The sequence below is a fragment of the Alteromonas sp. 009811495 genome, assembly GCF_028865455.1.
In the GTDB taxonomy this organism is placed as follows: domain Bacteria; phylum Pseudomonadota; class Gammaproteobacteria; order Enterobacterales; family Alteromonadaceae; genus Alteromonas.
In genome coordinates, this window is the sequence record NZ_CP113972.1 from 2,001,373 (window position 1) to 2,013,960 (window position 12,588).

Genomic DNA, 12,588 nt, shown 5'->3' on the forward strand with positions numbered 1-12,588 from the left:
CCCGAGAAGGGGCAATTGCCTGCATGCGAGGAATTGTCCCAGCGAACGGAGCGAGTGAGCTTGATCGGTTTGGTAGGACCCATTACCACGATAGTTTACCTTTAAATAAGTCGTCTGCTTCTTTTAGAGTTTCTAGTGCCGAAGTTATTGAACTTGTTAAGTCTAAAGCCCTGGCCTTCAAACCTTCATTGCTATCCCAAAAATCACTCTTAATTCGTGCTACAGAGCATAACAAGTCACCATCATACATGTCGCCCGAAGCCAGTAAATCTTTCTCAAGGATATCGAGAGCAATCGGTACCAAGTAGTTGAGCCCGATTTCCTGCCCGATAAGTAAACGAAGGTTTTCGGGCGAAAGGTCTTTGAGTGGTATTTTTCTTAGTTGATGGCACGCGACGACAAGACTAGATTTAAAGTCAGGATCTATCCAAAAATCATTTTCCAATACTTCCAGTGTTTTAGACTTGTCCATGTGATTTCCTAGATGTGCCCTAACTTTTCTATAACGGTCGCAGGCGCGCAGGGCATAATAGCGAAGCGGCCCTGCATATTAGCGTCCAAGTGGGCTTTAGCCCACGACTTAATTTTTTTGTTATGTGGCGTCTATAAACTGCCTATAAGTTGGCTCTTTTTTACTATTCATAAGGTTTGCGGCGTTCACTAAGTGTTGCCAAAACTCTTTAGACGGAGAAGGATTGCCCACTATAACTCCATCTAGTTCTTCCATCGCCAACCCAAGCTCGTTATGACTGAGATACTCTAAGAAATCTTCTTCTCTATAGCCAAAATCAGATTGTTTGATATCCTTTGGAAGGAGTTGATGCGCTTGACGAAGTTCATTTTCAATTAGTTTCCATTTCATCAACTTATCCATAAAGTTCCTGTGACACTTAACACCCACATAAGGGGCAATAGTGCATGGGCTAAAATCCGAGCGAAGCGACAGAGCCCACGTGTTAATGTCCCAGCGAGTCTACGAGCGGCTTAACGTGATTGTTAGGTACGTTCTACTGACTAAAATAGGTATCTCCTCGCTCTACGGAGGTATTAGACTTCTCGTCACTTATTAGGACTTTTGGGTCAGCGGTTGCAAGAACAAACACCGTCTGATCTTCTGTCCAGATATAATACCCCAAAATTTCATCAGGCCCAGTTTGATCAACAATACTGTCTGACTGCACATACTTTTGATATTCGAGGCCATTGCACTTTCTTACAGGGCCGAATTCATGGGTAATATCTAATTTTTCTGTAGGTGAAGAGTAAGACTCATCAATTATATGGAACGAAACCACTTCGTTAAAGATGACTCGTAGACTTCGACTCGTTTCCAACACCTTAACAGGGAAATAAGGCCCGATCGGAGTATCAGTATCAGACAACACCATTTCTCGCTCATTTGACTTAACACCCTCAACCAGTTTGATGCTAAGCACACTAGGGTGATGGAACTCTGCCTTTTCGAAAAACCATGTGTCTACCTTCGGAATATTCATAAGTACCTAACTTTTAAATAAGGGGCGCAGGCACGTGGGCTAAAATGCGAAGCAGCCCACGTGTATGCGTCCCAGTCTGTGCCAGCGGGCGACTTGATTTTTTTGTTAGGTGTGCGCCGAAATAGCAACTGGCTAACCACGCAACAGCTTTACAAACTTAACTGATTGCTTTGCAGCCTCATATGTAAAGAATGCTACAACAGAAACGTTAATCGCAAATTGAATGCTAGCCGGAAGTAAATTCATAAACCTTAAACCTCGTGAAGTAAATTCGATTGGTTCATTGCTTTGCCATGCGTAATAGAAATGAGAAGCAACCCAGCTAATTAGAGATACTAACAACCAGAGACTTAATGCTCCGATAAATGCAAGCTCAGTATCTCCACCATCTTTATTTGTCATCCTTGGAACACCTAACTTTTAAATAAGGGGCGCAGGCACGTAGGGTAAAATGGCGAAGCCGCCCTGCGTGTATGCGTCCCAGCGGTTGCCGCAAGTGACTGCGATTTCAGCGCCTTGTTAGGCACGTTCTTTGCCAAACCAGTGTTCATATGTAAGCACAATAAGGAAAACTAAAAGATAAAGGAAAAAGCCGTAAAAGAGAAAAAACAAAATCGGATTTTCTTCTAAAGTTACTCCGTCGCCGAACCGACTTGGAATATGCCCAGAAATTAATACGTAAATACAATAACCGGCCCAAAGTAACAAAAAGCCAAGGCTGGATTTACGATTTTTCTTTTGTTCTTTTTTCCTTTCGTGCAGAGGAGTTTTACTTATTCGCTCCTGTTCTTTCTCATAAAAGTGATTAAGTCTATTTTGTATTTCAGCAACTCGTTCTGGATATCTTTGATGATCGATTGCATCAAGGCAGTCCTTTAACTCTTGCTTTGAATATTTTGAAAAATCTGGTTGCATCAATATCTTCCTTGGAGTGCATAACTTCCAAATATGGGGCGCAAATACGCAGGCTATAATACGGAGCGAAGCGAAGGGAGCCTGCGTGTTTGTGTCCCAACGAGATAATTGGACTCCCCAACCTAATAGGTTGGTCTAACATTTACGTTGTCACACACAAAGGTTAGGTAGGAGTCCATGCATGTATAATATGCTCACTGGTGTAGATTTAGCAAAAAAAGAGATTCAAGTTTGCGTTGCTAAATCGAATAAAATAATTCGCAATATGGCGATGACGCCCACCGCTTTTTCTAATTGGCTAGCCACTCAAAAGCCAATGACAGTTGTTTTCGAAGCGTGTGCTACGTCAAATTATTGGTATCAATGTGCGCGCGAATACGGGCATGATGCCCGTTTAATATCAGCTAAGCTTGTATCGAATATTCGTCAAAACCAAAAGACTGATAAGAATGATGCCGAGGCGGTTTTACAGGCATCACAACTTAGTAACGTGAATTTTATTAGCGGGAAGTCTAAGGAGCAGCAAGAGCTTCAATCACTTGTTCGTATGCATCAACTGTCAGTAAAGCATAAAGTTGCTTACGGGAATCAACTTTGTTCGTTACTTTTAGAGTTCAACATTAAGTTATCACCAACAGATACGGGGTTGAACAGTGCTATACAGTCGATATTAGAAGATGCAGAAAATGGATTTAGCGCGATATTCAGAGATGCCTTACACACGGCATGGCATCAATACCTTAAGAGTATAGAACTCGTGAAGCACTACGAACAGAGTGTAGCTAGAGCCAGCAGAGCATCAGAAGCTTGCAAAAATCTCATGAAGATAGAAGGTGTTGGCCCGACAAATGCGGTTAACCTTTACATAGCGCTAGGTTGCTGTGAGTTGGGTGTTTTCAAAAAAGCGCGAGACGCTGCTGCGTGTATTGGTTTGACGCCAATACAACATTCTTCGGGTGGTAAAGTGCGCTTGGGTTCTATAGGTAAAAATATCCGGAATTCGTCATTGCGCGCTAACTTGGTTGCAGGTGCGATGTCAGCAGTAAACCAGGCAGTTAAACGTGATTCACGAACTAAGAAAGATGAATGGATTAAAGGGTTAGTAGAACGGCGAGGTAAACGGTGCGCTGCTGTGGCGCTGGCCAACAAAACAGTTAGAACGGCATTTTCGTTGCTACGCAACGGAACTGAATATAAAGCAGAGTTATTAGCTGCTTAGTTTTAAGTTAACGACTAAATGCGCCATACGAGATAAAAATCAGCTTGGTAAGCCAGTGCTGCGCTCAGGGCATAAAAGCCCGCCAGCGAGATGTGGCATCAAGTTCGCGTAAATATCATAGAGCCGGGATAGCTTCCTATTATGAGCTCGTACATAAGCACGCATTACATCTTGAATGGCAAAAATAGTTGTTGACTATGGGGAGTCCACATAAGCGACAGCGAGTGCCATAATTTGTTTGTTATGTGCGATTACAAAACTGCCTTGTTCCAACGGCCTTTACCCCTTAAAGCGAGTTAGAAATATAGAATAAAAAGTTGATGCTAATAGTACGATTAGAGCAAGCAAACCTAACCATAGAGATGATAGGTAATAAAAGACGGTTGCTGTGCCAGATGAAACAGAAAATAGCCCACAATCATAGCCGCATGTTTCCACTCTATATGCCGCAAACGCGAACATAGCTATTAAACATATAAGAGCGATTAGACTAATAACCTTTATATTTCTAAGCACTAAAAACTCCATTTTCACAGATAAGCACATAACACTAAGCTAAGGGGCAAAAGCGCAATGCGAAAATCGCGAAGCCGCATTGTGTTTTTGTCCCAGCGACCCGCGTAGCGGGTTGCGACTTAAGCGTTTTGTTATAAGCCATTCTTAATACATCACTGTTTTTGAAATTAATCTCCACTGTTACCACCCGAATCTGAACCCTCGTTGCCTGAATACAAATTGCCACTACCAGAATGGTCTTTTACGGGGTTGCCATTATTAGATTTTGGGTTTATTAAACGAAGAATTAGTAAAGTGGCAAGTGGCCCAATTATCGGTACAAGCCAATTAGCGAGTAAAGTTACAACTTGAGAGCTTTTCTTAATAAAGAGCGTGTTGTTAACGGCTAATGTATTTAAAAATGCCCAAGCCAAATGAATGCAACAAATCCCTGCCAATAAATAAACCAAATCCATCAATTTTCCTGTGGCTTATAACGCCCCACTAAGGGGCGATAATACATGGGCTAAAATTAGGAACGAAGTGACGCAGCCCATGTATTAGCGTCCCAGCGAGCAGCGCGAGCGCCTTTAGTGTTTTGTTAGGTTTCAGTTGCCAACAAGTCCATTGCAACAGCTAACTTTATTTGTTGGATTTTACTTAATTTATGGCTGTATTCGAGAAGAGTAAAAGTATCCATGCCTGTACATTCCGGATTATCTAGTTCGACTTCCACTCTTCCAACCATCCGACAGTCTATGAGTAGCCAATAATAAATAACCCTATCATCTGGAAATGAACTCAAAACAATTACTTTGGAGAAATCCATGTCATTATCTAAAAAGAAGGTTTTTACGTGAGACTCAGAAGATTCTGAAAATACGGATGAAGTGCTCTTTATAAGCTCCAATCTTATTTCTCGTTCAGTTTTAGAGCCAACCAATTTCACAACACTCACCTTGAAACCTAACGCCCCGCTTAGGGGCACAAATACGTGGGCTAAAATCCGAGCGAAGCGACACAGCCCTCGTGTTTGTGTCCCAGCGAGCCCGCGAGCGACTACAGCGGATTGTTAGGCGCCATTGCGCCTACGAGAAAACGGAACATGCTTTTTGCCTCTTGATAGCTCTACTTGTAATTGCTCGATTTTTAGAGCCATCATCTTATCGATTTGCGGTTGGACTTTGTAGTGCCACCTTATGAAGCCGCTAATCATGACTACAAGCCCAAAACCAAGAGATGCGCTGATTATAGTCATATAAAAATCTTTATTTGAATTACCAATTTCAATCTGTTTTTCGAGTATTTTCTTTTGTGCTTCCTCGAATTCTGTCAATTTTGCTAAGGTGTCGAGCTTAGCCAACTGCATAGAAAGTTCAGTTGTGCTTTCAAAATGTGAGTTATACGCGAGGACAAACATTGTTAACGCAGCCACACAGAATGCTAAACCGAAGAGAGCGTAAAATTTATATATATTGTCAGTTGGTATGCTGATTCGAGAGTCCATTCTTAAACCTTCTTTTTTGGTGCCTAACGCCCAACTTAGGGGCAATAATACGCAGGCTAAAATGGGAGCGGAGCGACTGAGCCTGCGTGTTATTGTCCCAGTGAGCGCCAGCGAACGGCTACAGTTGTTTGTTATGTGCGTGGTTCGCCAATACTTATAAGCTTATCATCTTTAAAGTAAAAGCTTATATTTTGGTAGCTGATAACATCTTCGCCGTCCACGATAAAGGCGTCTGGATTTGCTTGACGTAAAAGGAAAATCACATCCTTTTTCGACTTGGACTCTATTCCAGTGACAATGAGTTTTCCTAACTCAGTTACAGCTTTCTCCTGAGAGTAGAGTTCCATTGATGTATATTTGTTAGTTATTGCTTGGTCAACTACAGCAAAGAACCAATACCAATTTGAAAAAAGTAAAAGAACAAAGCAAAACCAAAATCCTGTTTTCCAGTTTTTAAAACTCATAGTGTGAGAGTCCCTTTAGCACATAACTTCTAAATAAGGGGCGCATGCGCGTGGGCTAAAATGCGAAGCAGCCCACGTGTATGCGTCCCAGCGAACGAAGTGAGTGACTTTATTTTTTTGTTATGTAGCTTACTCAAAATAGAACTCCTTTGCTTCCAGCAAAAGGTTGGCAATGTTTATGGCATGTGGTTTGTTTCCCCGCAACCCCATAAATGAATCTTCGATGTAGCATAAGTAAGCTGCAATTTCATGATCTTTAGCATCCGAAACCAGTAGTTTAAATACTTTTGGTAGATACGATTGATATTCGTCTCGCGCAGCAGGAACGTCTTTAACTCCTATTGGATCCCATAGGTAAAAAAGAACTTCATCAGTAGCTCGGTAAAGACGTTTTTCAGATTCCTTCATTTTGAATTCCCTGTGCTACATAACACTAAGCTAAGGGGCAAAAGCGCAATGCGATAATAGCGAAGCCGCATTGTGTTTTTGTCCCAGCGACCCGCGTAGCGGGTTGCGACTTGAGCGTTTTGTTATATGAACTACTTTCCATGAAAAAAGGACCAAAAAATTGACCTAGCCTGACGATATTTGTGCCAGCTTTTAGGTTTGATATTACAAAGAGTAAAGCCAACGCCAATTAAAATGATGGGCATAAACAAAAATGTGCCTTTAGCTTCCCTGTCATTTCTTTCAATACCATTAACGATAACTGTAGCTTCTGGGTCAAAAAGTAACTCTGCCGCAGAATAGCCAAATATTAGTCCGACAAAGATAAAGCACAAACCCACTAAACGAGTTAAAAATAAAAATGTTGAAAATGGGAGTTGCACTCAATTTTTCCTGTTCATATAACAATTTAGTGTACGGAAAAAATCCTTTTTACAATGCGGACCTTATCCATCTATCACTCAAATAATTCGTTAACTTTCTCACGTAAATAAATCCACATCAACGTCTTACAACAATTAGTGCAAATGGCGAAGGTGAAAGGCGGAAAATATCTTTTTTATTTTTTCGCTTTTCTAAATTGCGGGAAACTGTATTTATATCCAGCATTTAATTTTTGTTTCCACAAACAAAAAAACGAGGCCTGAGCCTCGTTTTTCAATGTAATCAGAATAGGTGCTTATTGCACTTCTTCTTGCTCGTCGAACGCGCCAGCGAACAGTGGGCTACTTAGGTAACGCTCTGTACCACTCGCTAGAAGTACTACAACAATTTTGTCTTTGTTCTCTGGGCGCTCAGCAAAACGCTTAGCGGCAACTACCGCTGCACCAGATGAAATACCTGCAAGAATACCTTCGTCGGTCATTAGCTTGCGTGCCATGTCCATACATTCTTCGTTGGTCACTTGCTCAACTTCGTCAATAAGGTCTAGGTCTAGATTGCCAGGAATAAAGCCTGCGCCAATACCTTGAATTTTGTGCGGACCAGGGGTTAGTTCTTCACCCGCAAGCGCCTGCGTAATTACTGGCGAATCAGTAGGCTCAACCGCAACTGAAGTAATTGCCTTACCTTTGGTGTTTTTAAGGTAACGGCTAACACCAGTAATTGTGCCGCCCGTACCTACACCTGCTACAAACGCATCCACTTTACCATCTGTGTCTTCCCAAATTTCTGGGCCAGTGGTTTTTTCGTGAATAGCTGGGTTTGCTGGGTTATCAAACTGCTGAAGCAGCACATATTTGTCTGGGTCAGAGTTCACAATTTCTTGTGCTGCCGCTACTGCACCTTTCATACCTTTTGGTGCTTCAGTAAGTACTAGGTTTGCACCTAGCGCTTTAAGTAGTTTACGGCGCTCAAGGCTCATGCTGCTAGGCATGGTAAGCGTTAGCTTGTATCCACGTGATGCAGCAACAAACGCAAGGGCAATACCTGTGTTACCACTGGTAGGCTCTACAATTTCTTTACCTTCAGTAAGGACACCGCGTTTTTCCGCGTCCCAAATCATGTTGGCACCAATACGGCACTTAACGCTGAAGCTTGGGTTGCGCGACTCAATTTTCGCGTACACATTACCTGATGTTACGCGATTAAGTTTGACGAGTGGCGTGCGGCCAATCGATAGGGAATTATCTTCAAATACGTTCATTTTCAATCCTTACCTCGTTCCTTAATTTCTAGGAAACCCCGTTCTGTCGTGATCTGTACGACCTTTTTAATAGTTAATAATTCATAGCGTGAATTAGGGGATTTCGTCATACCCCTATATCATTGGTCCCAAACGCAAAAATGCAAAGTGTTTTTTAGCTATATGTTATTGTTAAAATACATGAAGACGAAGAATTATACGGAGTACAACATCCATGGCTTTTAGTGGCACGTCTAATTACATCGCAACCAAAGACTTACAATTAGCGGTTAATGCCGCCATTACGCTAGAGCGCCCGCTATTAATTAAGGGCGAGCCAGGCACAGGTAAAACAATGTTAGCCGAGGAACTGGCTGAAAGTTTAGGCACCGAGCTTATTCAATGGCACATTAAGTCAACCACCAAAGCGCAGCAGGGTTTGTATGAATATGACGCCGTATCGCGTTTGCGCGACTCGCAGCTAGGTGATGATCGCGTGCACGACATTGGCAATTATATTGTTAAAGGTAAACTGTGGGAGGCGTTTAGTGCCGAAAAGCGCCCGGTACTATTGATAGATGAAATAGACAAAGCTGATATCGAGTTTCCAAACGATTTGTTACTAGAGCTCGATAAAATGGAGTTCTTTGTGTATGAAACACAAGAGCGCGTTGTGGCAAAGCAGCGTCCTATTGTTATTATTACGTCGAACAATGAAAAAGAACTGCCTGATGCATTTTTGCGCCGCTGTTTCTTCCATTATATTCAGTTCCCGAACCCTGACGAAATGCAGGAAATTGTGAACGTGCATTTCCCTGATTTAAAGAAAAAGCTGCTTGATGAAGCATTAAAAGCGTTTTTTGAAATTCGTGACGTGCCTGGGCTGAAGAAAAAGCCATCTACCTCTGAGCTTATCGACTGGCTGAAGCTGTTAGTTGCAGAAGACATTCCACCTGAGGCACTTCACTCGAAAGACGGCAAAGCAGCCATTCCACCGCTTTACGGTGCACTGCTTAAAAATGAGCAAGACATTCACTTGTTTGAAAAACTGGTCTTTATGGCGCGCCGCTAATGCTTATTCAGTTCTTTTTCACGCTACGAAAGTATCAGGTTAAAACCACGCTTCGCGAGTTACTTGATTTACTCAGAGCTCTGGAAAAGCATGTGGTGTATGCCGATATTGAGTCGTTCTATAGCCTAGCGCGTACCATCATGGTGAAAGATGAAACCCAGTACGATAAGTTCGATAGGGCGTTCGCCGAGTACTTTGAAGGGGTAGAGTCGGTTGATTTGTTTGGTAAAGACATTCCAGAAGAATGGCTTCGCAAAGAAATAGAGAAAAACCTAAGCCCTGAAGAGCGCGAGGCGCTTCGTAAAGCAGGCGGCCTTGAAGAGTTAATGGAAACCTTGAAAAAACGCTTGGAAGAACAAGAAAAGCGCCACCAAGGTGGAAATAAATGGGTTGGTACGGGCGGTACATCGCCGTTTGGCGCCTATGGTGATAACCCAGAAGGCGTGCGTATTGGGCAAAAAGGCAATAGAAAGTTCTCTGCGGTCAAAGTGTGGGATAAGCGCGAGTTTAAAAACTTAAGTTCTGACGTGGAACTGGGTACGCGTAACATTAAAATAGCCCTGCGTAAGCTTAGAAAGTTTGCACGTACTGGAGCCAGCGAACAGCTTGATGTGCCAACCACCATTGGTGAAACGGCGAAAAAGGGCGGTTTGCTAGATATTCATATGGCGCCAGAACGCCATAACGCGGTAAAGGTGTTGATGTTTTTTGATGTGGGCGGCTCTATGGACCCTCACGTAAAAAGCACCCAAGAATTGTTTTCTGCCGTACAGTCAGAGTTTAAATACTTAGAGTATTTTTATTTTCACAACTGTGTGTATGAAGAGGTATGGAAAGACAACCTGCGCCGCAACAAAGAGCGCATTCCTATTTGGGATATCATTCATCGCTACGGTAAAGACTACAAAGTGATTTTTGTTGGCGATGCCACCATGGGGCCGTATGAAATTACCTACCCAGGCGGCAGTGTAGAGCACTGGAATGAAGAGCCGGGCAGCGTATGGTTACAGCGTTTGCTTAATCACTTCAATAACGCGGTATGGCTAAACCCGCAGGCTGAAAACTATTGGCCGTATTATTCGTCTATTAAGATCATTCGTGAAATCATGGAAGACAGGATGTACGGTTTAACCTTAGAAGGGTTAACCGACGCAATTAAAGGCTTAAGTCGCAGCCGATGAGCTATCGATTAGGCTGTATTTTACTGGCAGGCGGGCAAAGTGCCCGCTTTGGCGGTAACAAGCTAGTGTCGGTTCACCCAGTATCTAACAAACCGTTAGTGGCGCATAGTGCCCAGCAGCTGCTGGAACTGCCCAGTGTGACAAATTCCCACGCTACCCTCGCAATCCATTACTTGCCACAACCTGTTGTGGTCACGGGTAAATGGGATCTTAGCGTGCGTGACGCATTAGCGCATGAACCCGTTAGCCTTGTCACTAATAGCCTATGGCAAGAAGGCATTGCGTCAAGTATTCGCGAGGGCGTTAAGTTCCTTTTAGGCAGCGCATCACCATGTCTTGAAGCTAGTCAGGCAAACCCCAGCCATATACTCATTACCCTTGCAGATTTACCCCGATTAACGGCGCACGATTTAGCCAATTTGGTCGCGGCGTCTTGTGCTAATCCGGCGCATATTGTGTGTAGTAAATGGAGTGATGATGGAAGTGACAATAGTCCTTTTGAAACAAAGCCAAAGCATACGGTTCCGGCAATATTCCCTGCGACAGCGTTTAAAGCGTTATTGGCCTTAACGGGCGATGTGGGAGCAAAGCCTGTTATCAAAGGCTATGAAAAAGAAGGGAAGGTAACTGCGGTGTCTATACCTAATGCGCAGTTTGATATAGACACCCCTCAAGACTGGACGCCGCTGGCAGATTAATCTGCGTGTAGCGGCGCTTTTAGGTTATTTTAGTGCTGTGCATGTGCGTTGTGGTAATACCGATAATGTGGCAATACCAATACTAAGCGCGCAACGTCGCACCGGGGCGCTGAATATAAAGCAAACGTGCGCCCAACATCACAGCGGCTGCACTTAGCCCTACAATAAACCCAATCCAGAAGCCGGCTGCTGCCATGGGCTCAGCAGTCACCCAGTTGGTTCTGCCTAAGATCACGCCTGTGGGTAAGCCAATTAGCCAGTACGACACAAACGTAATGATAAACATCGCTGTCGTGTCTTTGTAACCACGAAGCGCATTGGCTGAAATAACCTGCACAGCGTCAGACAGCTGAAACAGTGCGGCGTAAATCAGTAGCGCATTAGCTAGGGTATATACGGCTTCGTCGCTAGTATAAAGGCCAATAATAAAGCCCTTTGCTAATAAGGTGAACGTAGCGGTGCACGCTGCAGTGCAAAAGCCAATTAAAATAGCCGTACGTGCTGCTATTTTGGCTTGTCGCCCGTTGTTTTGACCTATGCGATAACCAATACGAATTGCTGCTGCCATACCTATGCTCATCGGGAACATAAACATTAACGCCGAGAAGTTAAGTGCTACCTGGTGCGCGGCTACTGTATTGGCACCAAATGGAGCCAGCAGCAGTGCTACTAATGAAAATAGCGTTACCTCAAACAAAATGGTCATGGCAATGGGTAAGCCCATCTTAAACGTACGGTTTATGGTAGTGAAATTAGGTTTATATACCTTGCCAAATAGGTTGTATTTTTTAAGGGCAGGGGCAAAACGCACGTACACAAATGTTGCAATAAGCATGGTGTAAATAACGATGGCGGTAGCCACTCCACAACCTGCGCCACCCATTGCGGGTATTGGCCCTGCACCGTAAATAAACATGTAGTTACCTACAACGTTAGCCAACAATCCAATAACAGTAATCGTCATGGTGGGTTTAGTTTTACCTAAACCTTCGCAATAGTTACGTAGCCATTGATATAGCGCAAAGCCAGGCATGGCCAGGAGCACATAGGTAACGTAGTCTACGGTAATAGTGAAAAGCTCTGGTGCCATGGGAAATAGCGATACTATGCTTTCGGTAAACGGTAATAGCGCGGTAACCACTACACCTACAAAAAATACCAAGTAGCCAGCCTGCTGCGACGCATCGGCAATGCCTTCTATGTTCTTGTTACCTTGCAAGCGCGAAATAATAGGCGGCAAAGCCAGCGCTATACCTTGAATAAAGCACAAAAGCGGTACAGTAATGCTAAAACCAAGGGCAACAGCAGCCATGTCGGTTGCGCTGTAACGCCCCGCCATAATGGTATCGCTTACGCCCATTAGCATTTGTGTAATTTGCGCAACCAATAAAGGCCACGCCAGTTTTAATATATCTCTACCTTCCAGTAGGAAGCGTTTCTTGTTCACGAGTGTGTTGTCTCAAGTAGTCA

The 12,588-nt window shown here is 43.5% G+C and carries 17 protein-coding genes; 4 read left to right on the forward strand and 13 right to left on the reverse strand.

Annotation, left to right across the window (positions count from 1 at the left end; all coding sequences use genetic code 11):
- Positions 1-82 precede the first annotated feature (82 nt).
- The 5 genes from OZ660_RS09150 to OZ660_RS09170 form a co-directional block, all read right to left on the reverse strand.
- Positions 83-472: a contact-dependent growth inhibition system immunity protein gene (locus OZ660_RS09150; protein WP_274743290.1), complete on the reverse strand. Its 390-nt coding sequence runs from the start codon at positions 470-472 to the stop codon at positions 83-85.
- A 120-nt stretch (positions 473-592) separates the two neighbouring features.
- Positions 593-874, reverse strand: a complete 282-nt coding sequence (locus OZ660_RS09155) for a hypothetical protein (protein ID WP_274743291.1) — start codon at positions 872-874, stop codon at positions 593-595.
- A gap of 133 nt (positions 875-1,007) precedes the next feature.
- The gene (locus OZ660_RS09160) at positions 1,008-1,496 is read right to left on the reverse strand and encodes a hypothetical protein (RefSeq protein WP_274743292.1); all 489 of its coding nucleotides are present in this window, start codon (positions 1,494-1,496) and stop codon (positions 1,008-1,010) included.
- Positions 1,497-1,628: 132 nt separating this feature from the next.
- Entirely contained in the window at positions 1,629-1,898 is a 270-nt protein-coding gene (locus OZ660_RS09165; protein WP_274743293.1) for a hypothetical protein, read from the reverse strand.
- Positions 1,899-2,015: 117 nt separating this feature from the next.
- Positions 2,016-2,411: a hypothetical protein gene (locus OZ660_RS09170; protein WP_274743294.1), complete on the reverse strand. Its 396-nt coding sequence runs from the start codon at positions 2,409-2,411 to the stop codon at positions 2,016-2,018.
- 181 nt (positions 2,412-2,592) lie between these two features.
- Here OZ660_RS09170 and OZ660_RS09175 point away from each other — a divergent pair, with 181 nt between their 5' ends.
- Entirely contained in the window at positions 2,593-3,630 is a 1,038-nt protein-coding gene (locus OZ660_RS09175; protein ID WP_057791737.1) for an IS110 family transposase, read from the forward strand.
- 683 nt (positions 3,631-4,313) lie between these two features.
- Here OZ660_RS09175 and OZ660_RS09180 read toward each other — a convergent pair.
- From OZ660_RS09180 to cysK, 7 genes are all read right to left on the reverse strand, one after another.
- A complete protein-coding gene (locus OZ660_RS09180; protein WP_274743295.1) occupies positions 4,314-4,601 on the reverse strand; it encodes a hypothetical protein in 288 nt (95 codons plus the stop codon).
- A gap of 125 nt (positions 4,602-4,726) precedes the next feature.
- Positions 4,727-5,074: a hypothetical protein gene (locus OZ660_RS09185; RefSeq protein WP_274743296.1), complete on the reverse strand. Its 348-nt coding sequence runs from the start codon at positions 5,072-5,074 to the stop codon at positions 4,727-4,729.
- A gap of 123 nt (positions 5,075-5,197) precedes the next feature.
- A complete protein-coding gene (locus OZ660_RS09190) occupies positions 5,198-5,632 on the reverse strand; it encodes a hypothetical protein (RefSeq protein ID WP_274743297.1) in 435 nt (144 codons plus the stop codon).
- Between the two features lie 131 nt (positions 5,633-5,763).
- Positions 5,764-6,096: an Imm58 family immunity protein gene (locus tag OZ660_RS09195; protein WP_274743298.1), complete on the reverse strand. Its 333-nt coding sequence runs from the start codon at positions 6,094-6,096 to the stop codon at positions 5,764-5,766.
- Positions 6,097-6,225: 129 nt separating this feature from the next.
- Complete coding sequence (locus OZ660_RS09200; protein ID WP_274743299.1) at positions 6,226-6,504, reverse strand: hypothetical protein; 279 nt, start codon at positions 6,502-6,504, stop codon at positions 6,226-6,228.
- Between the two features lie 131 nt (positions 6,505-6,635).
- Positions 6,636-6,926: a hypothetical protein gene (locus tag OZ660_RS09205; protein WP_274743300.1), complete on the reverse strand. Its 291-nt coding sequence runs from the start codon at positions 6,924-6,926 to the stop codon at positions 6,636-6,638.
- Positions 6,927-7,222: 296 nt separating this feature from the next.
- Positions 7,223-8,188 carry a cysteine synthase A gene (gene cysK, locus OZ660_RS09210; RefSeq protein WP_274743301.1) on the reverse strand — a complete coding sequence of 322 codons (966 nt, stop codon included), beginning with the start codon at positions 8,186-8,188 and terminating at the stop codon, positions 7,223-7,225.
- 214 nt (positions 8,189-8,402) lie between these two features.
- On the opposite strand from cysK, the gene OZ660_RS09215 reads away from it, so the two are divergent.
- The 3 genes from OZ660_RS09215 to OZ660_RS09225 are packed head-to-tail and all read left to right on the forward strand — an operon-like array spanning position 8,403 to position 11,118.
- Positions 8,403-9,239 carry an AAA family ATPase gene (locus OZ660_RS09215; protein WP_025255415.1) on the forward strand — a complete coding sequence of 279 codons (837 nt, stop codon included), beginning with the start codon at positions 8,403-8,405 and terminating at the stop codon, positions 9,237-9,239.
- Positions 9,239-10,420 (forward strand): vWA domain-containing protein, encoded by a 1,182-nt coding sequence (locus tag OZ660_RS09220; RefSeq protein ID WP_226433612.1) that lies wholly within the window; start codon positions 9,239-9,241, stop codon positions 10,418-10,420. Before OZ660_RS09215 ends, OZ660_RS09220 begins: the two co-directional genes overlap by 1 nt.
- Positions 10,417-11,118: a nucleotidyltransferase family protein gene (locus tag OZ660_RS09225; RefSeq protein WP_274743302.1), complete on the forward strand. Its 702-nt coding sequence runs from the start codon at positions 10,417-10,419 to the stop codon at positions 11,116-11,118. The genes OZ660_RS09220 and OZ660_RS09225 overlap by 4 nt, the downstream gene beginning before the upstream one ends.
- A gap of 82 nt (positions 11,119-11,200) precedes the next feature.
- On the opposite strand, the gene OZ660_RS09230 is transcribed toward OZ660_RS09225, so the two are convergent.
- Positions 11,201-12,565, reverse strand: a complete 1,365-nt coding sequence (locus OZ660_RS09230) for an MATE family efflux transporter (RefSeq protein WP_274743303.1) — start codon at positions 12,563-12,565, stop codon at positions 11,201-11,203.
- Between the last annotated feature and the right edge of the window lie 23 nt (positions 12,566-12,588).